This is a genomic window from Streptomyces sp. NPDC020958 (genome assembly GCF_055562175.1).
Genome location: NZ_JBVHFU010000004.1, coordinates 235962 through 258171 on the forward strand (window position 1 = coordinate 235962; position 22210 = coordinate 258171).

The 22210-nt window shown below is 72.4% G+C and carries 21 protein-coding genes; 12 read left to right on the forward strand and 9 right to left on the reverse strand.

Going from position 1 to position 22210, the window contains the following annotated elements:
• Positions 1 to 9 precede the first annotated feature (9 nt).
• The 6 genes from ACZ3KP_RS14935 to mscL all read left to right on the forward strand — a co-directional run bounded on the left by ACZ3KP_RS14935 (position 10) and on the right by mscL (position 5963).
• Complete coding sequence (locus ACZ3KP_RS14935) at positions 10 to 1581, forward strand: potassium/proton antiporter (protein ID WP_467499607.1); 1572 nt, start codon at positions 10 to 12, stop codon at positions 1579 to 1581.
• Positions 1582 to 1859: 278 nt separating this feature from the next.
• A complete protein-coding gene (locus tag ACZ3KP_RS14940) occupies positions 1860 to 3152 on the forward strand; it encodes an MFS transporter (protein WP_467499609.1) in 1293 nt (430 codons plus the stop codon).
• A 67-nt stretch (positions 3153 to 3219) separates the two neighbouring features.
• Positions 3220 to 3555, forward strand: coding sequence for an FmdB family zinc ribbon protein (locus ACZ3KP_RS14945; RefSeq protein ID WP_358976858.1), 336 nt, complete (start codon positions 3220 to 3222; stop codon positions 3553 to 3555).
• 145 nt (positions 3556 to 3700) lie between these two features.
• Positions 3701 to 4534, forward strand: coding sequence for an S-methyl-5'-thioadenosine phosphorylase (locus tag ACZ3KP_RS14950; protein ID WP_467499612.1), 834 nt, complete (start codon positions 3701 to 3703; stop codon positions 4532 to 4534).
• 232 nt (positions 4535 to 4766) lie between these two features.
• Positions 4767 to 5363: a hypothetical protein gene (locus ACZ3KP_RS14955; RefSeq protein WP_467499614.1), complete on the forward strand. Its 597-nt coding sequence runs from the start codon at positions 4767 to 4769 to the stop codon at positions 5361 to 5363.
• A 138-nt stretch (positions 5364 to 5501) separates the two neighbouring features.
• Positions 5502 to 5963: a large conductance mechanosensitive channel protein MscL gene (gene mscL / locus ACZ3KP_RS14960; RefSeq protein WP_467499616.1), complete on the forward strand. Its 462-nt coding sequence runs from the start codon at positions 5502 to 5504 to the stop codon at positions 5961 to 5963.
• A 22-nt stretch (positions 5964 to 5985) separates the two neighbouring features.
• Here mscL and ACZ3KP_RS14965 read toward each other — a convergent pair whose 3' ends face one another.
• Positions 5986 to 6162 carry a hypothetical protein gene (locus ACZ3KP_RS14965; protein WP_467499618.1) on the reverse strand — a complete coding sequence of 59 codons (177 nt, stop codon included), beginning with the start codon at positions 6160 to 6162 and terminating at the stop codon, positions 5986 to 5988.
• Positions 6163 to 6272: 110 nt separating this feature from the next.
• On the opposite strand from ACZ3KP_RS14965, the gene ACZ3KP_RS14970 reads away from it, so the two are divergent.
• From ACZ3KP_RS14970 to ACZ3KP_RS14985, 4 genes are all read left to right on the forward strand, one after another.
• On the forward strand, positions 6273 to 7508 hold the full coding sequence (locus ACZ3KP_RS14970; RefSeq protein ID WP_467499620.1) for a low temperature requirement protein A: 1236 nt from the start codon (positions 6273 to 6275) through the stop codon (positions 7506 to 7508).
• Between the two features lie 40 nt (positions 7509 to 7548).
• Positions 7549 to 8583, forward strand: a complete 1035-nt coding sequence (locus ACZ3KP_RS14975; protein WP_467499622.1) for a P1 family peptidase — start codon at positions 7549 to 7551, stop codon at positions 8581 to 8583.
• 218 nt (positions 8584 to 8801) lie between these two features.
• Positions 8802 to 10028, forward strand: a complete 1227-nt coding sequence (locus tag ACZ3KP_RS14980; RefSeq protein WP_467499624.1) for a L,D-transpeptidase — start codon at positions 8802 to 8804, stop codon at positions 10026 to 10028.
• 157 nt (positions 10029 to 10185) lie between these two features.
• A complete protein-coding gene (locus ACZ3KP_RS14985; protein ID WP_467499626.1) occupies positions 10186 to 10932 on the forward strand; it encodes a DUF6227 family protein in 747 nt (248 codons plus the stop codon).
• A 20-nt stretch (positions 10933 to 10952) separates the two neighbouring features.
• Here ACZ3KP_RS14985 and ACZ3KP_RS14990 read toward each other — a convergent pair whose 3' ends face one another.
• From ACZ3KP_RS14990 to ACZ3KP_RS15010, 5 genes are all read right to left on the reverse strand, one after another.
• Positions 10953 to 11204 carry a hypothetical protein gene (locus tag ACZ3KP_RS14990; protein WP_467499628.1) on the reverse strand — a complete coding sequence of 84 codons (252 nt, stop codon included), beginning with the start codon at positions 11202 to 11204 and terminating at the stop codon, positions 10953 to 10955.
• 133 nt (positions 11205 to 11337) lie between these two features.
• Complete coding sequence (locus ACZ3KP_RS14995) at positions 11338 to 13434, reverse strand: PTS fructose transporter subunit IIABC (protein ID WP_467499630.1); 2097 nt, start codon at positions 13432 to 13434, stop codon at positions 11338 to 11340.
• A gap of 247 nt (positions 13435 to 13681) precedes the next feature.
• On the reverse strand, positions 13682 to 14629 hold the full coding sequence (gene pfkB / locus ACZ3KP_RS15000; protein WP_467500273.1) for a 1-phosphofructokinase: 948 nt from the start codon (positions 14627 to 14629) through the stop codon (positions 13682 to 13684).
• A 29-nt stretch (positions 14630 to 14658) separates the two neighbouring features.
• A complete protein-coding gene (locus tag ACZ3KP_RS15005) occupies positions 14659 to 15420 on the reverse strand; it encodes a DeoR/GlpR family DNA-binding transcription regulator (protein ID WP_358976827.1) in 762 nt (253 codons plus the stop codon).
• A gap of 180 nt (positions 15421 to 15600) precedes the next feature.
• Positions 15601 to 17058, reverse strand: coding sequence for an MFS transporter (locus ACZ3KP_RS15010; RefSeq protein WP_467500275.1), 1458 nt, complete (start codon positions 17056 to 17058; stop codon positions 15601 to 15603).
• 203 nt (positions 17059 to 17261) lie between these two features.
• Between ACZ3KP_RS15010 and ACZ3KP_RS15015 the strand changes: the two genes are divergently transcribed.
• Positions 17262 to 18233 (forward strand): helix-turn-helix transcriptional regulator, encoded by a 972-nt coding sequence (locus tag ACZ3KP_RS15015; protein ID WP_467499632.1) that lies wholly within the window; start codon positions 17262 to 17264, stop codon positions 18231 to 18233.
• A gap of 52 nt (positions 18234 to 18285) precedes the next feature.
• Here the strand turns inward: ACZ3KP_RS15015 and ACZ3KP_RS15020 are convergent, their stop codons facing one another.
• Positions 18286 to 18879 carry a TetR/AcrR family transcriptional regulator gene (locus ACZ3KP_RS15020; protein ID WP_467500277.1) on the reverse strand — a complete coding sequence of 198 codons (594 nt, stop codon included), beginning with the start codon at positions 18877 to 18879 and terminating at the stop codon, positions 18286 to 18288.
• A gap of 629 nt (positions 18880 to 19508) precedes the next feature.
• The gene (locus ACZ3KP_RS15025) at positions 19509 to 20522 is read right to left on the reverse strand and encodes a sigma-70 family RNA polymerase sigma factor (protein ID WP_366889558.1); all 1014 of its coding nucleotides are present in this window, start codon (positions 20520 to 20522) and stop codon (positions 19509 to 19511) included.
• A gap of 225 nt (positions 20523 to 20747) precedes the next feature.
• Between ACZ3KP_RS15025 and ACZ3KP_RS15030 the strand changes: the two genes are divergently transcribed.
• A complete protein-coding gene (locus ACZ3KP_RS15030) occupies positions 20748 to 21266 on the forward strand; it encodes a GNAT family N-acetyltransferase (RefSeq protein WP_358976817.1) in 519 nt (172 codons plus the stop codon).
• 116 nt (positions 21267 to 21382) lie between these two features.
• Here ACZ3KP_RS15030 and ACZ3KP_RS15035 read toward each other — a convergent pair whose 3' ends face one another.
• Positions 21383 to 22195, reverse strand: a complete 813-nt coding sequence (locus ACZ3KP_RS15035; protein WP_467499634.1) for a dioxygenase family protein — start codon at positions 22193 to 22195, stop codon at positions 21383 to 21385.
• Positions 22196 to 22210: the final 15 nt, after the last annotated feature.

Below are 22210 nucleotides of genomic sequence, written 5' to 3' on the forward strand. Positions count from 1 at the left end.
ACGAAGTACTTGGGTGCCGTGTACCGCACCCTCGGGTCCTGTGCACGTGAGCTTCCGCGCCGCCCGCGCGCGAGCCAAGGAAGGGAACCGCCGCTGACTGTCCACCACCTCAACCAGCTCCTGCTCGTCTGCTCCCTGGTCCTGCTGGTCGCCGTCGCGGCCGTCCGGATCTCCTCACGCAGCGGGCTCCCCAGCCTGCTCGTGTACCTGGGCATCGGCGTCCTCATGGGCCAGGACGGCATCGGGAACATCCACTTCAGCAACGCCGAACTCACCCAGGTCATCGGATACGCGGCCCTGGTCGTGATCCTGGCCGAGGGCGGCCTCGGCACGAAGTGGAAGGAGGTCGAACCCGTCCTCGCGTCCGCCACCATGCTGGCCCTGGTCGGGGTCGGGGTGAGCGTCGGCGTCACCGCCGCGGGCGCGCACTACCTGGTCGGTCTGGAGTGGCGGCAGGCGCTCATCATCGGGGCGGTGGTGTCCTCCACGGACGCGGCGGCGGTGTTCTCGGTGCTCCGGCGCATCCCGCTGCCCGCGCGCGTGACGGGCACCCTGGAGGCGGAGTCCGGCTTCAACGACGCACCGGTGGTCATCCTGGTCGTCGCCTTCTCCACCGCGGGACCGGTCGAGCACTGGTACGTCCTGCTGGGCGAGATAGCCATGGAGCTGGCCATCGGCGCGGCCCTGGGCCTCGCGGTCGGCTGGCTCGGCGCCTGGGGCCTCCGGCACGTCGCCCTGCCCGCCTCCGGCCTCTACCCGATCGCCGTGATGGCCATCGCCGTCACCGCGTACGCGGCCGGCGCGCTGGCGCACGGCAGCGGCTTCCTCGCCGTCTACCTCGCCTCCATGGTGCTCGGCAACGCCAAGCTGCCGCACTGGCCCGCCACCCGGGGGTTCGCCGAGGGGCTCGGCTGGATCGCCCAGATCGGCATGTTCGTCCTGCTGGGCCTGCTGGTCACGCCGCACGAACTCGGCGACGACTTCCTGCCCGCCCTGGTCATCGGGCTGGTGCTCACCATGGTGGCGCGGCCGCTGAGCGTGATCGCCAGCCTCACGCCCTTCCGGGTGCCCTGGGGGGAGCAGACCCTGATGTCCTGGGCCGGGCTGCGCGGCGCCGTCCCCATCATCCTGGCGACGATCCCCATGGTGAACGGCGTCGACAGCAGCCGCCGCATCTTCAACATCGTCTTCGTGCTGGTCGTCGTCTACACCCTCGTCCAGGGGCCGACCCTGCCCTGGCTGGCGCGCAAGCTGCGGCTCGGCGAGGGCCCGGAGGCCGCCGACCTGGGCATCGAGTCCGCGCCCCTGGAGCGGCTGCGCGGCCATCTGCTGTCCGTCTCCATCCCCGAGGGCTCCCTGATGCACGGGGTCGAGGTCAACGAGCTGCGGCTGCCCGCCGGGGCCGCCGTCACCCTGGTCGTCCGCGAAGGAAAATCGTTTGTCCCGCTGCCCGCGACGGTGCTGCGGCGCGGCGACGAACTCCTCGTGGTGGCCACCGACCCGGTGCGGGACGCCGCGGAACGGCGGCTGCGCGCGGTCGGACACGGCGGCAAGCTCGCGGGCTGGCTGGGCACACGTTAAGGGCATGTTTCGGAGGGTTCACACCGCTCTCGATCCCAGGTGAACGAACCTCTCCGTGCGCGTTTTCACAGGCGGACAAGGCCTCTGCCCCTGTACGATGAATGCACCCTGATCGAACCAACTCTGCCTGACGCAGAGCTGGCGCGACCGTATGGCGGCCGGGATCGCTCTCGCACAGCGCGCCGGTATCTACCGCAGTTCCGCGCAAGAGGACAGCTCTCGGCGCCCGCCTCCCGTCCGGAGGGGCCGCGCTACCAGGCGGCAGAAAGGCACGGGCCGTGGCATCCACGGTCACCACCGAGCCGTCGGACACCTCGGCGGCGCCGACCCGCCCGGGTTACGGACAGCTGCTGCGCACCCGCGGCGCCTGGACGTTCCTGCTTCCCGGTTTCGCGGCGCGCCAGCCGTTCGCGATGCTCACCATCTCCATCGTGCTGCTCGTGCAGCACACCACCGGCTCCTACGGCGCCGCGGGCGCCGCCGCGGCGGTCACCGGTGTCTCCATGGCGCTGTTCGCCCCCTACAGCGGCCGCCTGGCCGACCGCCACGGCCAGCGCGCGGTGCTGCTGCCCGGGGTCCTCGTGCACGCCCTGTCGGGCCTCGCCCTGACGGCGCTCGCACTGGCGCACGCGCCCCTGTGGGCACTGTTCGCCGCGGCCGTGCCGACCGGCGCCTCGGTGCCCCAGGTCGGCCCCATGGTGCGGGCCCGCTGGGGCGTGCGGCTCCAGGACTCGCCGCTGATGTCCACCGCCGCGGCCTTCGAGTCCGTCACCGACGAGCTCACCTTCGTGTTCGGTCCCCTCCTCGCGACCGCCCTGTGCACCACCGTGACCCCCGCCGCGGGACTCGTCACCGAGGCCGCGCTGACGCTGGTCGGCGGTCTGCTGTTCGCCGCCCAGAAGGGCACTCAGCCCCGGGTGACCGGCGCCGGGCACGCGCGCGTGCGGCACGCCTCGGCGCTCCGCGTCCCCGGCGTGCGCGTGCTCGTCGTGGCCTTCCTCGGCATCGGCTCCGTCTTCGGCGGCATGCAGGTCTCCCTCGCGGCGTTCACCGAGTCGATCGGCGAGCCCGGCCTGAACGGCGTCCTGTACGGCACCTTCGCCGCCGGGAACATGCTCTCGGGCATCGTGTGCGGCGCCATCGCCTGGAAGGCCGCCCCGCACCGGCGGCTGGTCCTCGGCTACGCGGCGCTCGCGCTGACCGCCTCGGCGCTGTGGACCTCCCACTCGGTGCTCGTCCTGGCCGGCCTCGGCCTGCTGGTCGGCATGTGCATCGCGCCCGCCCTGATCACCGGCTACACGCTGGTCGAGGGCCTGGTCCCGGCCGGCGCCCGCACCGAGGCGTTCACCTGGCTGACGGGCGCGGTGGCGCTCGGCCAGGCGGCCGCCGTCACGGTCGCCGGTCAGCTGGAGGACCGGCTGTGGGGCGGCGCCGGGTTCCTGGTGCCGATGGCCGGCACGCTGCTCGCCCTGGTGACCCTGCTGGCGCTGCGGTCACGACTGGTCGTGCGCCCCCGGAACCGCACGGTGGCACGTGGCGTCGGTCACCGCGAGCCGGTGACGGTGGACTGATCCTCAGGAATACGTCACTATGGACCGTCGTTAGCACTCATCGAGTGAGAGTGCCAGGAGGAAGACAGTGCCGACCTACCAGTACCAGTGCACCGAGTGCGGCGAGGGCCTCGAGGCGGTGCAGAAGTTCACCGACGACGCCCTGACCGAGTGCCCCAACTGCGGTGGCCGCCTGAAGAAGGTGTTCTCCGCGGTGGGCATTGTCTTCAAGGGCTCGGGCTTCTACCGCAACGACAGCCGCGGCTCCTCGTCGAGCAGCAGCCCCGCGTCGAAGACGTCGGGCTCCACGTCGTCCGAGTCGAAGACCTCGTCCTCGACGTCCTCGGGTTCCGGCTCGTCCGAGTCCAAGGCGTCGTCCTCGACGTCCTCCTCGTCGGGCTCCGCGAGCACCTCCGCGGCCTGAGCACCTCCTTACGGAGCCCTTTCGGACCCCGCTGTCGAGCGACGGCGGGGTCCGAGGCGTGCTCGGACGCCAGGGCGGGGGCGTTCCGGAGGCGTTCCCGGACACCGGCTCCTGCCCGCTCGGACGGGCGACTAGTGTGCTGGGCATGGTGAACGCAGAGATCGGCGTGATCGGCGGTTCGGGCTTCTACTCGTTCCTCGACGACGTGACCGAGGTCCAGGTCGACACCCCCTACGGGCCGCCCAGCGACTCCCTCTTCCTCGGCGAGGTCGCCGGCCGCCGGGTCGCCTTCCTGCCCCGCCACGGACGCGGCCACCATCTGCCGCCGCACCGCATCAACTACCGCGCCAACCTGTGGGCGCTGCGCTCCGTCGGGGCGCGCCAGGTGCTCGGCCCGTGCGCGGTGGGCGGCCTGCGCCCCGAGTACGGTCCCGGCACGCTGCTCGTGCCGGACCAGCTGGTGGACCGGACGAAGTCCCGGGCCCAGTCGTACTTCGACGGACTTCCGTTGCCCGACGGCAGCGTGCCGAACGTGGTGCACGTGTCCCTGGCCGACCCGTACTGCCCCACCGGGCGCGCCGCGGCGCTGAAGGCGGCCCGGGGCCGCGACTGGGAGCCGGTGGACGGGGGCACGCTGGTCGTGGTCGAGGGGCCGCGCTTCTCGACCCGTGCGGAATCGCTCTGGCACCAGGCGCAGGGCTGGTCCGTGGTGGGCATGACCGGTCACCCCGAGGCGGCGCTCGCCCGGGAACTGGAGCTCTGTTACACGTCGTTGACGCTGGTCACCGATCTGGACGCGGGCGCGGAGAGCGGCGAGGGCGTCTCGCACGACGAGGTGCTCCGGGTGTTCGCGGCGAACGTGGACCGGCTGCGGGGCGTGCTGTTCGACGCGGTGGCGGCCCTGCCGGAGAACACGGCCCGGGACTGCCTGTGCACGAACGCGCTCGGCGGGATGGAACCGGGGTTCCGGCTGCCGTGACGCAAGCCGGGGTTCCGGCTGCCGTGACGCAAGCCGGGGTTCCGGGCGCTGCGACGGGAGTCGGGGTTCCGGGCGCTGCGACGGAGCCGGGAACCCGGGCGGGGTGACGGAACTTCCCGTTCGAGTGACGGAGTTGTCCACAACCAGCCGGTAGCCCACCAGCTCCGACGCGTTTCGGCGCGAGGCCTCATCGTGGCCTTGCAAGCCGATCCCTCGTCGCAGGTGGTGCCCCATGACCGTTCCCCCGTCCCCGCCGCTCCCGCTGCCCCCGTCCCCGCCGCTCCCGCCGTCCCTTCGCGTTCCGCGCCCCCTGGGCACGGACGCCCCCGCCACCTGCGTGGTCCCGCAGTTCGAACCGGTGCGGGTGCGCGGCGGCCGGTACCGGCTGGCACAGGTGCTGCGGCACCGCAAGGGGGTGCTGGCGGCCACCGGCCTGGCGGTCACCGCGGCGGCGCTCGTCGCGGCCGGGCCCCGCACCGCCCCGGACGCCCCGCGCGCCGAGCGGACCCGCGGTCATCCGGCCGCCCAGCCGGTACGACGGCACGCCCCACCGGTGGACATGGTGACGGCGCCGGTGCGGATCGCCGACGCGGCCACCGTGCGGCTGCTGCGCCCCGGCGACCGGGTGGACGTCATCGCCGCCGGAGACCGGGCGGCGGGCGGGGACGCCGAGGTGATCGCGCGCGGCGTACGCGTGACGGGACTGCCGGAGCCGGTCGAGGGGGCCGCGGAGAGCGGGGCGCTGGTCGTCCTCTCGGTTCCGCGCGGCACCGCGGCCCGGCTGGTCGGCGCGAGCGCCACGGCACGGCTGGCGGTGACCTTGTGCTGAACAACCTGGGGAGATTTCTAGGGCGAATCGCGTCAAGTCGCTCGTTCGAGCTACCGGATACGGCGCAATGGCCGCATGCTGACGTAGGTTGCGGAGCGTTTTGTTCCACACCCTGTGCATGCGAGGAGAGTCCCCTAGGTGAGCGCGAAGCAGGAACCGAGCGTCTGGCAGGGCTTCAAGGCCTTCCTGATGCGCGGCAACGTCGTCGATCTGGCGGTAGCGGTGGTCATCGGCGCCGCCTTCACGAACATCGTCAACTCGGTGGTGAAGGGGATCATCAACCCGCTGGTCGGCGCGGTCGGCACGACCAGCCTCGACAACTACAGCTCGTGCGTGAGCTCGTCGTGCCACGGAGGCCATGGCATCCGGCTGATGTGGGGCTCGGTGCTCGGCTCCGCGCTGAATTTCGTGATCACCGCGGCGGTCGTGTACTTCCTGATGGTCCTGCCGATGGCCAAGTACCTGGCCCGGGTGCAGGCGCACCGCAAGGCGCGCGAGGGCACGCACGAGGTCATCGAGGTGACCGAGCTGGAGGTGCTCAAGCAGATCCGCGACGAGCTGGTCGCACAGCGGGGTACGGCGGGCCGTCAGGAGCGCTGACCGGGGCCTCGCCGGGGCCGGTTCAAAGGTGGTGGGGCGGCTTCTCGTCGAGGAAGCGCTTGAGGTCGGCGGCCGAGTCGCCCGTCGGGCGGTCGCCCCAGCCGCGGTCCGTGTCGTCGGAGGACTGCCGGTCCAGCGGGTCGTCGAAGATCAGCGCGGCCTTGGGATCGCGCGCCTCTGGCTCGGGGACGGTGCTCATCACTCAAGGGTACGGCGGACCCACCGCCACTCCGGCCGGACCGCCCCCACGGACGCCGTCACCGGACCCCGAGCGCGATGACGCCGCGGTTTTCTGCTGTGCTGGAGGGCATGACGTCGAGTTCCACCCCGGCGCCCGCCTCCTCGGGCACGCCCCAGCCGATCCGGCCGCTGCGCCGCCTCACCGCGCGCGGGCGCGGGGAGTCCCACCGGGTCTCCTCGCCGCTCGAGCTCTTCTTCGACCTGTGTTTCGTCGTGGCCATCGCCCAGGCGGGCGCGGAGCTGGTGCACGCGGTCGCGTCGGACCACGCGGGCGAGGGCGTCCTGAACTACGCGATGCTGTTCTTCGCCATCTGGTGGGCCTGGATGAACTTCACCTGGTTCGCCTCGGCGTACGACAACGACGACGTGCTCTACCGGGTCGTCACCCTGGTCCAGATCGCCGGCGTGCTGGTGCTGGCGGCCGGCGTCTCCCAGGCCTTCGCGGACCACGACTTCGCCGTGGTCCTGATCGGCTACGTGATCATGCGGCTGGCGCTGGCCTCGCAGTGGCTGCGGGCCGCGCGGGAGGCCTCGGGGGCGGAGCGGACCATGGCACTCCGGTACGCCGGCGGGGTGCTGCTCTGCCAGGTCGGCTGGGTCGGTCTCGTGGTGCTGCCGGAGCACGCGCGTCCCTGGGTGTTCCTGGTGATGGCGATCGCCGAGCTGTGTGTGCCCGTGTACGCGGAGAAGGACTACAGCACCTCCTGGCACCCCCACCACATCGCCGAGCGCTTCGGGCTGTTCACGATCATCGTGCTCGGCGAGACGATCTCGGCGGCGACGGTCGCCGTGAAGTCGGCGGTGGCCGAGCACGACGCCCTGACCGAGCTGCTGCCGATCGCGGCGGGCGGTCTGCTGATCGTCTTCTCGGCGTGGTGGATCTACTTCGTGGTGCCGATCCACGGCCACCTGCGCTCCAACAGGCAGTCGTTCCTGTGGGGTTACGGCCACTACCTGATCTTCGCGGCGGCGGCTTCGATCGGTGCGGGCCTGGAGGTGGCCGTGGAGGACGCGGTCGGCAAGGCGCACATCTCGACGCTGTCCGCCTCGGCGGCGGTGACCGTGCCGACCGCGCTGTACCTGCTGACCGTGTGGGCCCTGCACGCGAGGCACTTCAAGGTCGGCACGGCCCAGCAGCTGGTGCTGCCGGTCACGGCGCTGCTGGTGGTCTGCTGCACCTTCGTGGGCGGCTGGGCGGTACCGGCGGCGGGCCTCGTGTCGGCGGCCGCGGTGGCCACGGGCACGACCCTGACGGCGCGCACGGCGGGCCGCGGGCGCCCCTCGGACGCCGCCGACGCCTCCTGACCTCGCCGCCGGGGAGCCGGGCTGGGCCAGACTGGCCGTCATGACAGTTGACGCATTGACGGACGTGGCCGGGGTGCGGGTGGGACATGCCACCCGCAGCGGCGACGGCTGGCTCACCGGCACCACGGTCGTCCTCGCTCCGGAGGGCGGCGCGGTCGCCGCCGTGGACGTGCGTGGCGGCGGTCCGGGCACCAAGGAGACGGACGCGCTCGATCCGCGCAACGTGGTGCAGCGGGTGGATGCGGTGGTGCTCTCGGGCGGCAGCGCCTACGGGCTGGACGCGGCGTCCGGGGTGATGGCCTGGCTGGAGGAGCGGGGGCGCGGGGTGCGGGTGGGGCCGGATCCGGCGCATGTGGTGCCGGTGGTGCCCGCCGCCTGTGTCTTCGACCTGGGGCGCGGCGGCGACTTCCGGGCCCGGCCGGACGCGGCGACGGGGCGGGCGGCGGTCGAGGAGGCGGCCGCGAGCGTGCCCGGGGCGCCGGTCCGGGAAGGGTGCGTGGGCGCGGGCACGGGTGCCGTGGCCGGGGCCCTGAAGGGCGGGGTGGGCAGTGCGAGCACCCTGCTGGCCTCGGGGATCACGGTGGCCGCGCTGGTGGTGGCGAACGCCGCCGGTGGGGTCCTCGACCCGGGAACGGGGGTGTTGTACGGGGAGTTGTTCCAAGGGCGGGTGGACTACCCCGAGGAGCGGGTGCGGGAGGCCGCGCGGCTGCGGCTCGCCGAGAGCGCCGCAGCGAACGGGCTGCCGCCGTTGAACACCACCCTCGCCGTGGTCGCGACGGATGCCGAACTGTCCAAGGCGCAGGCGCAGAAGCTGGCCGGGACGGCGCACGACGGGATCGCCCGCGCGGTGCGGCCGGTGCACCTGCTGCACGACGGGGACACGGTGTTCGCGCTGGCCACGGGCGCGCGTCCGCTCGACGCGAGCCCGCTCGCGCTCAACGAGATCCTGGCGGCCGGCGCGGACGTGGTGACGCGGGCGATCGTGCGGGCGGTACGGGCCGCCGAGCCGGTCGACGGGCCGGGCGGGGCGTGGCCGTCGTACGAGGAGCTGTACGGGGCGCGCGCGGAACGGTGAGGTCCGGACCGGTGAGATGCGGGACCGGTGAGATGCGGGACCGGTGAGGTGCAGGGCCGGTGAGGTGCAGGGCCGCCACCTTGCGGGTTCCTGTCGATTGTCCTGGTTCTGTCACGTGATGGCGTCAGCGCGGACCGGCGGGAACCCCGGCGGGGGCCCGCCGCCTCTTCTTCCACGCACTGGAGCGGATCACCCACCTCACGAACCTGGAGCAGCCCGTGACAACGCCGGACATTGCAGCGCGGCGCGTACTGGGGGCCTGTGCCGCCCTGATGGTCGGCGCCCTCACGCTCACCGCCTGCGGTGGCAACGCCGACGCCAGGACCGACGACGGCAAGGGCGGCGGTCAGGACAGCGCCGCCAGGACGTCGGCCGCGAAGATCGCGATCTCGGCGAAGGACGGCTCGACCGGCGCGTCCATCAACACGACCGGGGTGCGGGTCAGCGGCGGCAGGCTGACCGTGGTGAAGATGACGGTGGCGGGGTCGGGGCAGACCGTGGCCGGCACCGTCTCGGCGGACGGCAGCACCTGGAAGCCGAAGGAGCAGCTGGAGCGCGGCACCAAGTACCAGATATCCGCGACCGCCAAGGACTCCAAGGGGCTCACGGCCGCGGCGAACTCGATCTTCACCACCGTCAACTCGGCGAACAGCTACATAGGCACCTACACGCCGGACAACGGGACGACGGTGGGCGTGGGGATGCCGGTGTCGTTCGACTTCGACAAGGTCATCACCGACAAGAAGGCCGTACAGTCGCACATCACGGTCACCTCCAGCAGCGGCCAGCAGGTGGTGGGGCACTGGTTCGGGGCGCAGCGGCTGGACTTCCGGCCGCAGGAGTACTGGAAGGCCGGCTCCAAGGTCACCATGAAGATCGACCTGGACGGGGTCGAGGGCGCGAACGGCGTCTACGGGGTGCAGAAGAAGACGGTCACCTTCACCGTCGGACGTTCGCAGGTCTCCACGGTGGACGCGCACACGCAGACCATGACGGTGATGCGGGACGGCAGGCTCCTCAAGTCGGTGCCGGTGTCCACGGGCAGCCCCGAGCACACGACGTACAACGGGCAGATGGTGATCTCCGAGAAGTTCACCCAGACCCGGATGAACAGCCAGACGGTCGGCCTCGGCGGGGAGTACGACATCCCGGACGTGCCGCACGCGATGCGGCTGACGACGTCGGGGACGTTCATCCACGGAAACTACTGGTACAGCAAGGGCAACCCGCCGTTCGGGCGCGTGGGCACCAGCCACGGCTGCGTGGGCATGGCGGACGTGCAGGGCGCGCAGGGCGACACGACGGCCAAGTGGTTCTACGACAACTCGCTGATCGGTGACGTCGTGATCGTGAAGAACTCCCCCGACAAGACCGTGCAGCCGGACAACGGGCTCAACGGGTGGAACCTGTCGTGGAGCGAGTGGACCGCCGGAAGTGCCATCTGAGCGACAGATTTTGACGGTTCGTCGGGCCGCGCGGGAACAGTTCGCGCGGCCCGCGCGTTTTCCCGGCGTACGTTTTCTCGGTTCCCGGACATGATGTCCGACCGAGGGGCTACGGTATGCACCCACAAGGTGACATGCAGCAACGCCGGGAGAGACCTTGAGCGTTCCGTACGAGACGGCAGCGCCCGAACCAGCCGAGTCGCCCGAGTCTCCGGAGGAGCATCTCGCGCGGCTTCTCGGCCGTGCCCTGAACTCCTTCGAGTTGCCGGACGAGGCCATAAGGCAGCTGGACTGCGCGCTCGCGCACGACAGTTCGCTGCACTCCGCGCACCACAGCGCGGGGCTGCACCGGGAGACGTACCGGCACACCTGGCTGCTCGCCGACGGCTCGGCGGTCACCCTGTGGGAGCTCGTGCACAACACCGCGCCGGGCAGCGAACCGCAGCACGAGGTGTACGTCGACGAGGAGGAGCTGCGGGCGGCGACCCTGCGGCTGCCGTTGCCGCCGGACGCCCCGGACTTCGAGCTGCCGGTGCTGATGACGCTGGCGCCGGTCCCGGAGCCCCGGCACGTGTATCTGCCGGACGAGTCGGCGGACCACGCACGCCGGCTGCTGCGCCGTGCGGAGAACGCGGACCGGCCGGGCACGGAGACCGCGCGGGCGCTGGCGACGGCGTTCGCGCACCAGATCACCCAGGCGTTCGGGCGGCTGGGGCGGACGGGCCGGGCGGGCGTGAGTTTCTCGCTCTACGAACACGCGTTCCTGCTGGGTGACGGCCGTGAGCTGTCCCTGTGGGAGGTCGAGCACACGGCGACGCCGGACGGCCGGCACATGTGCGAGGTGTACCCGACGGAGGACGCGGCCAGGGACGCGATGGAGCGGCGGGCGGCGCGGCTCGGCTAGCGCCAGGTCTTCCGGGCGGCTCAGCGTCCGCCGAGGCGGCGGACCAGGCCGGCGAAGGCGTCCTGTTCGGCCGGGGTCAGTTCCACGACCTCCCGCGAGGGGCTGGGCCTGAGCGGGTACGGGAAGCCGGGCAGGGTGTCCGCGGTGTACCGGGCGAGGGCATCGCGGCGGTTGCGGCGCAGCAGGCGCGTCACGACGGCCGCCCAGGCCACGGTCGCCAGGGTGAGCGCGGCCATGCCGATCAGCTGGAGGGTCGAGACGTGCTCAGGCATACGCCCCAGTACACACCACGGTCCGGGACTTTGGCCCCGGACCGTGACGTATCTCGCAGGTGCCGTGAACAACTCACAGCGAATCAAAGGGACAAGAGGGGTGCGGGCCCCACGGGGCGGGCCGCGCGGGCGCTCAGGCCGCGACCGGCTGCTTGGCCTCCTTCGCGGGGGCGGCCGGGCCGGAGACGGCGCCGTCCTCCGAGGCCTGTCCGGCCGGCTTGCGCATGCCCTTCAGGATGACGACCAGGGCGGTGGTGACGCAGACGCCGACGGCGATGGCGATCAGGTAGAGGAACGGGTTGCCGATCAGCGGGACCACGAAGATGCCGCCGTGCGGGGCGCGCAGGGTGGCGCCGAAGACCATCGACAGGGCTCCGGTGATCGCGCCGCCGACCATCGAGGAGGGAATCACGCGCAGCGGGTCGGCCGCGGCGAACGGGATCGCGCCCTCGGAGATGAAGGAGGCGCCCAGGACCCAGGCGGCCTTGCCGTTCTCGCGCTCGGTCTCGGTGAAGAGCTTGCCGCGCACGGTGGTCGCGAGGGCCATCGCCAGCGGCGGGACCATGCCGGCCGCCATGACCGCGGCCATGATCTTCATCGCGGAGTCGCTCGGGCTGGAGACCGCGATACCGGCGGTGGCGAAGGTGTACGCGACCTTGTTGACGGGGCCGCCGAGGTCGAAGCACATCATCAGGCCGAGCAGGGCGCCGAGCAGGACGGCGTTGGAGCCGGAGAGGCCGTTCAGCCAGTCGGTCATGCCCTTCTGGGCGGAGGCGATGGGCTTGCCGACCACGACGAACATCAGGAAGCCGACGATCGCCGTGGAGATCAGCGGGATCACCACCACCGGCATGATGCCGCGCAGCACCGCCGGGATGTTGATCTTCTGGATCGCCATCACCACACCGCCGGCCAGCAGACCGGCGACCAGACCGCCGAGGAAGCCCGCGTTGATGGTGGAGGCGATCATGCCGCCCACGAAGCCGGGGACCAGGCCGGGCCGGTCCGCCATGCCGTAGGCGATGTAGCCCGCCAGGACCGGCACGAGGAAGCCGAAGGAGACGGCGCCGATCTGGAACATCAGGGCGGCCCAGCTGTCGGTCTGGGTCCACACGAAGTGGTTCAGCACCGAGGGCGCCGACTTGATCTCGTAGCCGCCGATCGCGAAGCCGAGGGCGATCAGCAGACCGCCGGCCGCGACGAAGGGGACCATGTAGCTCACGCCGGACATCAGCCACTTGCGCAGCTTGGTGCCGTAGCCCTCGCCCGCCTCCCCGGCGCGCTCGACCGGCGTGGCCGGTGCGGAGCCGGAGGTGACCTCGCCGCGGGCGGCCTTCGCGCGGACCTCGCCGATGAGGTCGGCGGGGCGGTTGATGCCCGCCTTCACGCCGACGTCGACGGTCGGCTTGCCGGCGAAGCGGTCCTTCTCGCGGACGGGGACGTCGTGGGCGAAGATCACGCCGTCCGCCGCCGCGATGACCGCGGGGTCGAGCCGGGTGAAGCCGGCCGAGCCCTGCGTCTCGACGACGAGTTCGACGCCCGCCTCGCGGCCCGCGTTCTCCAGGGACTCGGCGGCCATGTAGGTGTGGGCGATGCCGGTGGGGCAGGAGGTGACGGCGACGATCCGGAAGGGACGCGCGTCGCCTTCCGGGCTCGCGTCCTCGTCGCTGGCCGCTGCGGTGCCGGCGGAGGCCGCCACCGGCGCCGCAGCGGTGTTCTGGGGGGCGCCCGCGGCACTCACGGCGTCCTCGGCAGCGCCCTCGGCCGGTTCCGCGCCCTGCGCGGGCGTCTCGTCGCCCCGGATCAGCGCCGCCGCGGTCCCCGCGTCGGCCGCCGAGCGCAGCGCGTCCGTGAACTCGCTGTTCATCAGCTGGCGGGCCAGCGAGGAGAGGATCGTGAGGTGGGCGTCGTCGGCGCCGGCGGGGGCCGCGATCAGGAAGATCAGGTCGGCGGGGCCGTCGGGCGCGCCGAAGTCGATGCCGGCGGCGCTGCGCCCGAAGCCGAGCGTCGGCTCGGTGACATGGGCGCTGCGGCAGTGCGGGATGCCGATGCCGCCGTCGAGTCCGGTCGGCATCTGGGCCTCGCGGGCGGCCACGTCGGCGAGGAAGCCCTCCAGGTCGGTCACCCGGCCCAGGGCCACCATGCGCTCGGCGAGGGCGCGCGCCGCCGCTTCCTTGGTGTCGGCGGACAGGTCGAGATCGACCAGGTCCGCGGTGATCATGTCGCTCATCGCGGGCTCCTATGCACGCGTATCGCCCGGAGTGTGGGGTGGGCGGGGGTGGGGACGGGGGTGCCGTGGGGGGCGGGGTGGGAGACGGGGCCGGGGAAGCCCCGCCTCCCGGGGACGGCGGGGCGGCTCAGGGTGCCCCGACGGCCCGTCGGCGCGGCGAGTAACGAGGGACCTCGCCGCTCCTGGGCCGGTTGCCGGGGGGCGGCGCCGGGGCGGAGCGCGGCGGTACGGGCGGTCGTGTCCGGGGTCATGACACCGGCTCCGTCAGTTCGCGGTCGACGGGGACGAGGTCGGTGACGGTCACCGCCGCGGGGTCCAGGTCGGCCGGGGTGGGCATCACGCTGCCGGGCAGCTGGACGGCGGCCGCGCCGTGGGCGACGGCGGAGGCGAGGGCCTGCGGGCCGCTGCCGCCGGCGATGAGGAAGCCGGCCAGGGAGGAGTCGCCGGCGCCGACGTTGCTGCGGACGGTGTCCACGCGGGCGCTCGCGAACCAGGCGCCGGTGTCCGCCACGAGGAGCTGGCCGTCGGCGCCCAGGCTGGCGAGCACCGCGCCCGCGCCCATGCCGCGCAGCTCCTCGGCCGCCTTCAGAGCGTCACCCACGGTCGACAGGGGACGCCCGACGGCTTCCGCGAGTTCCTCGGCGTTGGGCTTCACCACGTCGGGGCGTTCACGCAGCGCTTCCAGCAGCGCGCGCCCGGAGGTGTCGAGGGCGATGCGTGCGCCCCCGGCGTGCGCCCGGGCGACGACATCGGCGTACCAGGAGGGGGCGAGCCCGCGCGGCAGGCTGCCGCAGCAGGCGATCCAGTCGGCGTCGCGGGACTGCTCGCGGACGGTCTCCAGGAGGAGTTCCTGCTCGGCGGCCGAGAGCTCGGGGCCCGGCGCGTTGATCTTGGTGAGCACCCCGTCGGACTCCGCGAGGGCGATGTTGGAGCGGGTGGCCCCGGCGACCGGGACCGGCGCGACCTCGATGCCCTGCGTGTCGAGCAGCTCGGCGACGAGCGCGCCCGGCGCACCGCCCAGGGGCAGGACGGCCACCGTGCGCCGGCCGGCCGCGGCGACGGCGCGGGAGACGTTCACCCCCTTGCCGCCGGGGTCCATGCGTTCACCGGTGGCGCGGATGACCTCGCCGCGCTCCAGGGCGGGGACCTCGTAGGTGCGGTCGAGGGAGGGGTTGGGGGTGACGGTGAGGATCATGCCCGTACCGCTCGTGCTGTTCGTGGTGCTCATGCTCGTACTACTTCCGTGCCGCCGCGCTCGATGGCGGCGGCATCCTCGGGGGTCAGTCCGGTGTCGGTGATCAGCAGGTCCACGTCGTCCAGGGCGCCGAAGCGGGCGAAGTGCTCCTGGCCGTGCTTGGCGGAGTCGGCGAGCAGGACCACCCGGCGGGCGGCGGCCACGGCCGCCCGCTTGACCGCGGCCTCGGCGAGGTCGGGGGTGGTCAGGCCCTGCTCGACGGAGAAGCCGTTGGCGGCCACGAAGAGGACGTCCGCGCGGATCTCGCTGTACGCGCGCAGCGCCCACGCGTCCACGGCGGCGCGCGTACGGTGCCGTACCCGCCCCCCGACCAGGTGGAGCTGGATGCCCGGGTGGTCGGCGAGACGGGCCGCGATGGGGAGGCTGTGGGTGACGACGGTGAGGTCCGCCTCCAGCGGGATGGCCGCGGCGAGCCGGGCGACCGTCGTACCGGCGTCGAGGATCAGGGTGCCCTCGACGGGCAGTTCCGGCACGGCAGCCTTGGCGATGCGGTCCTTCTCGTCGGCCGAGGTGGACTCGCGTTCGGCGAGGTCCGGCTCGAAGTCGAGGCGTCCGGCCGGTATGGCGCCGCCGTGCACCCGGCGGACCAGGCCGGCCCGGTCGAGGGCCTTCAGGTCACGGCGGATCGTCTCCTGGGTGACCTGGAACTCCTCGGCGAGCGACACGACGTCCACCCGACCGCCGTCACGGGCGAGCCGGAGGATCTCCTGCTGCCGCTCCGGTGCGTACATGCCCCTGTGCCTCCGCTCCAGCCGACGACGTCCACTCGATGTTCGGCCGGGTCCGACTGTGTCCGACTGATGCCCGAACTTGTGGTTTCGCTTCGGAGGCTACGCCTGCATTTCCGGAAAGTAAACAGGTTCGGACCTCAAACGGGCATGATCGGACTTCCGGCCTCTTCCGGGCGACGGTCAGTGGACGAGTTCGCCCTCCTGCTCCGGCGCCCCCGCGCCCCGCTCCGGAAGCGGCTCGTCCGCCGCGCCCGCCTCCGGATGCCGCGCCGGGCGCTTCGGCAGGGCGAACATCAGCAGGAAGATCACGCCCAGGACGGCGGCCACCCACAGCAGCGCGTGCCGGAAGGCGTGCGCGAAGGCCGGGCCGACCTCGGCCGGGGTCAGCCGGTCGCCGATGACGCCGAAGAAGACGACCGAGACCAGGCCGAGGCCGAGCGCGTTGCCCATCTGCTGCACGGTGTTGATCAGGCCGGAGGCGGAACCGGCGTGCTCGCGCGGCACCTCCGACAGCACCGCGTCGGTCAGCGGGGCGACGATCAGACCCATGCCCGCGCCCATCACGACCAGCGGCAGCGCCATCTGCCAGGAGGCGACGGCGAGGCCGTAGCGGTGGGACTCCCAGACGTAGATCAGCACACCGAGCGCCATCAGCAGGGCGCCGGCCTGGAGCACCCCGCGGCCGAAGCGCGGGACCAGTTTCTGCACGGACAGGCCGGCCGCGACGGACACGGCGAGGGAGAACGGCACCCCCGTGAGGCCGGCGTGCAACGGGGTCCAGCCGAGGCCGATCTGCATGTACAGCGTCCAGACCAGGAAGAACACCCCGAGCGCGATACCGAAGACGGTCTGGACGGCGATCCCCGCGGCGAAGCTCTTCACCCTGAAGAGGGACGTCTCGATGAGCGGGGAGCCGTCGGCGGCGGCCTTGCGGCGTTCGTACGCGACGAGGACGCCGAAGACGACGAGCGCCCCGGCCATCGACGCGTACCCCCACAGCGGCCAGCCCAGCTCGCGGCCCCGGGTCAGGGGGTAGAGCAGCATCAGCAGGCCGAGGGTGACCAGGGCGACGCCGACCAGGTCCAGTTTCAGGGCGCGCGGGGCCTTGGATTCGGTGATGTAGCGGCGGCCGAGGAGGAGCGCCGCGATGCCGACCGGGAGGTTGATCAGGAAGATCGGGCGCCATGCGAGACCGAACAGGTTCCACTCGGTGAGGAGGGCGCCGAGCACCGGACCGGAGACCGCGCCGAGGCCGACGATCGCGCCGAACAGGCCGAAGACCTTGCCGCGTTCGTGGGCCGGGAAGGTCGCGTGCACGATCGACAGCACCTGCGGGACCATCATCGCCGCCATGGCGCCCTGCAGGATACGGGCGGCGACCAGCGTCTCCGGGTTGGCGGCGAAGCCGCACAGGGCCGAGGCGAGGGTGAAGCCCGCGACGCCGAGGAGGAACAGCCGCTTGCGGCCGTGGATGTCGCCGAGGCGCCCACCGGTGATCAGACCGGCCGCGAACGCGAGGGCGTAGCCGGCGGTTATCCACTGGATCTGGCTGAACGAGGCGCCGGCGTCCCGCTGGATGGAGGGGATCGCGATGTTGACGATCGTGACGTCGACGAGGTCCATGAAGGCGGCGGTCATCACGATGGCGAGGGCCAGCCAGCGGTGCGGTGCACCGGAGGAGGCCGAGGCCGACGTCCCGGGTGTCGCCGGGGTGGGCGTGGCGGGTCGGGCGCGCAGTTCTCCGCGCCGCTGGGGAGCGTTCATCTCGCTGGAGGTCATGGGACGAACCTAAAGAGGAATTAGGCCAGATCCTGTCCTCTTGGTACGGCATGCTCGGACGCATGACGACGGACACTCCGGCTCGGCTGCTCCAGCTTCTGTCTCTCCTCCAGACACCCCGTGAGTGGCCCGGGGGTGAACTCGCCGAGCGGCTCCAGGTGTCCCGGCGCACCGTGCGGCGGGACATCGACCGGTTGCGGGAACTCGGCTACCCGGTGGAGGCCAGCAAGGGTTCCGACGGGGGGTACCGGCTGGTCGCCGGCAAGGCCATGCCGCCGCTGCTGCTCGACGACGAGGAGGCGGTGGCCATCGCGGTCGGACTGCGGGCCGGGGCCGGGCACGCCGTCGAGGGCGTGGACGAGGCGTCGGTGCGGGCGCTGGCCAAACTGGAACAGGTGCTGCCGGCCCGGCTGCGGCACCGGGTGAGCACGCTCCAGGCCGCGACCACTCCGCTGACCAGCGGGGACGGGGCGAGTATCGCGCCCGAGACGCTGACCGTGATCGCCTCCGCGGTGGCGGGGCAGGAGCGGCTGCGGTTCGCCTACCGGGCGGCCGACGGGAGCGAGAGCCGGCGGCAGGCCGAGCCGTACCGGCTGGTGTCGACCGGCCGGCGCTGGTACCTCGTGGCGTACGACCTCGACCGCGCCGACTGGCGGACGTTCCGCGTGGACCGGGTGAGCGAGCCGTTCGCGACCGGGGCGCGGTTCACCGCACGCGAGTTGCCGACCGGGAACGCGGCGGAATACCTCCGGCGGTCCATCCAACGGCAGCAGGAGACGTACGAGTTCGAGGTCGCGTTCGCCGCGTCGGCGGCGGAGGTGGGGGCCCGCGTCCCGGCGTGGGTGGGAACACCGGTCGAGGAAGGGGACGGTGGCCGGTGCGTCCTCCGGGGGGTGACCGGGGATCAGGTGGAGTGGCTGGCGGTGCGGTTGGCGATGACGGGGTACGAGTTCGAGGTGCGGGCGCCTTTGCGACTCGCGGAGCGCGTGAAGGAGTTGGGGGCCCGGCTGAGCCGGGCCGGCGGGGGGTCCTGAGCGGGTGCCTGGGTGGGCGCCTGGGCGGGCGGGACGGTGCCGGCGGTGCTGGTCACGCTCCCGCTGCCTGCCAGTCGAAGCCCCGCAGCGCCTCCAGGTTCCGCAGTGCCAGCGCCATCGGCCCCTGCTCCCCCGTCGGGGCGGCCGTGCCCGCCGCCCAGGTCTCCATCGCCACCCGCACTGCGGCGCCGGCCACCGCCGCGGTGAAGCGGAGGCGCGGTGTAGGGGCAACGTTGTCGCCGCCCTGCGCGGTGCGCTCCGCCAGGACCGACGCCAGGTGGTGTTCGGCGGACTGGCAGACCTCCGCCCACACCTTCCGCAGAGCCGGGCTGGTGTCGGCCAGGTGGATCAGGGTGCGGACCCATTCCCAGGAGGCCGCCGAGACCCCGGCGCCCGGGGTGAGGGTGTGGCGGACCGCGTGGTCGAGGGCCGCGGGCACGGAGAGGGCCGCCGGGGCGGACCGCACCGCCTCCGCCCAGCGCTGGGCGCCGGTCACGTAGAGGGGGGCGATCGCCTCCTCCTTCGTGGCGAAGTAACGGTAGAACGTGCGCGGGGCGATCCCCGCGGCCTGCGCGATGTCCTCGGCACGGGTGGCCCGCAGGCCCTGTCGTACGAAAAGGCCCGCGGCCGCACGGGCGATCTCCATCCGGGTCTCCGCTTTGCGCCGTTCCGTCAGGGAGGCGGTCGGAGGGTTCTGCCCGGGGGTGTCGCCGGCGATGCTGGGGGTGCTCACCTCGGCAGGCTATGCCTCTGTGGCAGAATCTGCCATCCGGTGGTTCACCCCGTGGTTCAGGTACGGGGTGAACCACCGTCTCCGCATGCGGGAGCGAACCGGTACCCCGTGCGGGAGAGCGCGGGGACCCTGGAAGCGCGGGGACCCTGGAAGCGCGGGAACCCTGGAAGCGCGGGGACCCTGGAAACGTGGAGCCGGGCTCCGGCGCCCGGGGGGGGGGATGGGCGCCGAAGCCCGGCTCGGGGTAAGTCCCGGCGCCGGGGGGATGGTGCACCGGGACGTGGCTCAGGGGCAGGTTGTCAGAAGTCTTCGAGGGCGGCCGGGGTCCGCTGGAACGTTTCGTCCCATCGAGCTCCCGACTTCCGGGCCCGTCGGGCCCAGAGTGCTTGTTCCCGACGCGCGGCTCTTGAAGCGGCGGTACCGCGCCATGTTTGCGCCGTCTTTCGTCACCCGGCGCACGCGTCCAGGGTGTGTGGCACCTCGCGCGCTCCCAGGCGCGCGAGCCCCACAGTCACGCCTTCCCCTCACAACCCCTCACGCCCTCACGCTGCCGGTTCGAACCCGGTGGAGCGGGCCAGCTTCTTCAGTTCCAGGAGGGCGTGCTTCTCGATCTGGCGGATCCGCTCACGGGTCAGTCCGTGTTCCTTGCCCACCTCGGTCAGCGTGCGCTCGCGGCCGTCCTCGATGCCGTACCGCATCTTGATGATCGACGCCGTCCGCTGGTCCAGGCGGCCGATCAGGTCGTCCAACTCCTCGCTGCGCAGCAGGGTCAGGACGGACTGCTCGGGACTGACCGCCGACGTGTCCTCCAGGAGGTCGCCGAACTGGGTGTCGCCCTCGTCGTCCACCGACATGTTCAGCGAGACCGGGTCGCGGGCCCAGTCGAGGACGTCGATGACGCGCTCCGGCGTGGAACCGAGCTCGGCGGCGATCTCCGCCGGCTCCGGGTCGCGACCGTTCTCCCGGTTGAACTCGCGCTGGACACGACGGATCCGGCCCAGCTCCTCCACCAGGTGGACGGGGAGCCGGATGGTCCGGGACTGGTCCGCGATGGAGCGGGTGATGGCCTGCCGGATCCACCAGGTAGCGTAGGTCGAGAACTTGAAGCCCTTGCGGTAGTCGAACTTCTCGACGGCGCGCACCAGGCCGGCGTTGCCCTCCTGGATCAGGTCGAGGAGGGGCAGTCCGCTGCGCGGGTAGCGCCGCGCGACGGCCACGACAAGGCGGAGGTTGGAGCGGATGAAGACGTCCTTCGCCCGCTCGCCGGCGGCGACGAGCGCCTCCAGCTCCTCACGGGTGGCGTCCGAAGCGGACTCCTCCTCGCCGTCGAGGACCTGCCGCGCGAACACACCCGCCTCTACGGCCTGGGACAGCTCGACTTCCTTGGCGGCATCGAGCAGCGGCGTGCGCGCGATCTCGTCGAGGTACATGCCGACCAGGTCACGGTCGGCTATCTCGCCGCCGTGGCCGCGAACGGCACGGGCGCGAACACTGCTTGCCGAGTCGGCCGCCTCGCCAGTGGCGGTCTTACGACGGGCGACGGCACGGGTTGCCATGCGTGCTCCCTTGCGATGGTGGGCGGGCGGGGTGGTCCTGTCGGTCCTTCAGCTGCCGGGTCCTCGACTCGACGCCCTGGGGAACTCCACTCCTGGAACTCCTCGGACTCTCGCCGAGTGCCCTGCATCCGATGGAAACAACGACTGGAATCCGGACAGAATTCCCACCCCGCACCCCGAATTTCTGATCATGCAGTATCCTGCGCGACCCCGTGAGGAGACCGGATGCCGTCGGAACGCACAGAGGTGCAGGTCAGGCCGGGGAACGAGGGGGACCTCGCAGCCCTCACCGAGATCTACAACCACTACGTCCGTGAGACGCCCATCACATTCGACACGGTGGCCTTCACTCCGGAAGAGCGTCGGCCGTGGCTGCTCTCCCACCCGGAAGACGGCCCGTACCGCCTGATGGTTGCCGTGGCGACGGACTCACAGGAGATTCTCGGGTACGCCACATCCAGTCCCTACCGAGCGAAACCGGCCTACGCGACCTCGGTGGAGACCACCGTCTACGTCGCCCCGCACGCCGGCCGACGCGGTGTCGGCACCCTTCTCTACGAGGCCCTCTTCGAGGCGCTCGCGGGCCACGACCTGCACCGCGCCTACGCGGGCATCGCACAGCCGAACGAGGCGTCGACCCGGCTGCACGAGCGCTTCGGCTTCGGGTACGTCGGCACGTACCGTGAGGTGGGCCGCAAGTTCGGTCGCTACTGGGACGTCGCCTGGTACGAGCGCCCGCTCTGACCGCCGCGCGCACGAGCGCCCGCTCCGCGCGAGCGCCCGCCACAACCCCGCCACGGCGGAGCGCCCGTTGCGGTCGCCCCGCGCACGAGCGCCCGCTCCGGCCGCCCCGCCGCGCGTCACCCGAACTGCACCGACCGCTTCGCCATCCCCATCCAGAACCCGTCGATCACCGACTTCTGCGCGTCGAGACCGCCACCGGCGTCCGCCGCGCCCATGGTGACGAAGAGCGGGGCGAAGTGTTCGGTGCGCGGATGGGCGTAGCGGCCGGCCGGGGCCTTGTCGAGGAAGTCGAGCAGCGCGTCCCAGTCGCGGTGCTCCAGCGCCCGGCGGCCCCAGTCGTCGAACTCGGAGGACCAGGTAGGCACACCTCCCCCGGCGTGGCGCAGGGCGGCCAGGTTGTGGGTGAAGAAGCCGGAGCCGACGATCAGCACGCCCTCGTCGCGCAGCGGGGCGAGCCGGCGGCCCATCTCCATCAGCCGGACCGGGTCGAGGGTGGGCATGGAGATCTGCAGGACGGGGATGTCGGCGGCCGGGAACATCTCCACCAGGGGCACGTAGGCGCCGTGGTCCAGGCCGCGGTCCGGGATGTCCTGCACGGGGGTGCCGGGGGCGCGCAGCAGCTTGCGCACGCTCTCGGCCAGCTCCGGTGCGCCGGGGGCGGCGTACTGCACCTTGTAGTAGTGCTCGGGGAAGCCCCAGAAGTCGTAGACGAGCGGCACGGTCCGCACGGCACCGAGGGCGAGAGGGGCCTCCTCCCAGTGCGCGGAGACCATCAGGATCGCCTTGGGGCGGGGCAGGTCGGCGCTCCACGCGGCCAGCTCACCCGGCCAGACCGGGTCGTCGGCGAGCGGCGGCGCGCCGTGGCTCAGATAGAGCGCGGGCATGCGCTCCTGGGAGGCGGCGGATCGCTCCGGGGTGGCGGCGGACATGACGGCGACTCCCTC

Excerpts from the sequence above, each read along its gene's own strand:
- ACZ3KP_RS15005 (WP_358976827.1), bottom strand. The coding sequence starts at position 15,420 with ATGTACGCACCGGAGCGGCAGCAGGAGATCCTCCGGCTCGCCCGTGAC.
- ACZ3KP_RS14970 (WP_467499620.1), top strand. The coding sequence starts at position 6,273 with ATGACGTCGAGTTCCACCCCGGCGCCCGCCTCCTCGGGCACGCCCCAG.
- ACZ3KP_RS15030 (WP_358976817.1), top strand. The coding sequence starts at position 20,748 with ATGCCGTCGGAACGCACAGAGGTGCAGGTCAGGCCGGGGAACGAGGGG.
- ACZ3KP_RS15010 (WP_467500275.1), bottom strand. The coding sequence starts at position 17,058 with ATGACCGCCGCCTTCATGGACCTCGTCGACGTCACGATCGTCAACATC.
- ACZ3KP_RS14990 (WP_467499628.1), bottom strand. The coding sequence starts at position 11,204 with ATGCCTGAGCACGTCTCGACCCTCCAGCTGATCGGCATGGCCGCGCTC.
- ACZ3KP_RS14965 (WP_467499618.1), bottom strand. The coding sequence starts at position 6,162 with ATGAGCACCGTCCCCGAGCCAGAGGCGCGCGATCCCAAGGCCGCGCTG.
- ACZ3KP_RS15035 (WP_467499634.1), bottom strand. The coding sequence starts at position 22,195 with ATGTCCGCCGCCACCCCGGAGCGATCCGCCGCCTCCCAGGAGCGCATG.
- ACZ3KP_RS14975 (WP_467499622.1), top strand. The coding sequence starts at position 7,549 with ATGACAGTTGACGCATTGACGGACGTGGCCGGGGTGCGGGTGGGACAT.
- ACZ3KP_RS14955 (WP_467499614.1), top strand. The coding sequence starts at position 4,767 with ATGACCGTTCCCCCGTCCCCGCCGCTCCCGCTGCCCCCGTCCCCGCCG.
- ACZ3KP_RS15020 (WP_467500277.1), bottom strand. The coding sequence starts at position 18,879 with ATGGAGATCGCCCGTGCGGCCGCGGGCCTTTTCGTACGACAGGGCCTG.
- pfkB (WP_467500273.1), bottom strand. The coding sequence starts at position 14,629 with ATGATCCTCACCGTCACCCCCAACCCCTCCCTCGACCGCACCTACGAG.
- ACZ3KP_RS14995 (WP_467499630.1), bottom strand. The coding sequence starts at position 13,434 with ATGAGCGACATGATCACCGCGGACCTGGTCGATCTCGACCTGTCCGCC.
- ACZ3KP_RS15015 (WP_467499632.1), top strand. The coding sequence starts at position 17,262 with ATGACGACGGACACTCCGGCTCGGCTGCTCCAGCTTCTGTCTCTCCTC.
- ACZ3KP_RS15025 (WP_366889558.1), bottom strand. The coding sequence starts at position 20,522 with ATGGCAACCCGTGCCGTCGCCCGTCGTAAGACCGCCACTGGCGAGGCG.
- ACZ3KP_RS14950 (WP_467499612.1), top strand. The coding sequence starts at position 3,701 with ATGGTGAACGCAGAGATCGGCGTGATCGGCGGTTCGGGCTTCTACTCG.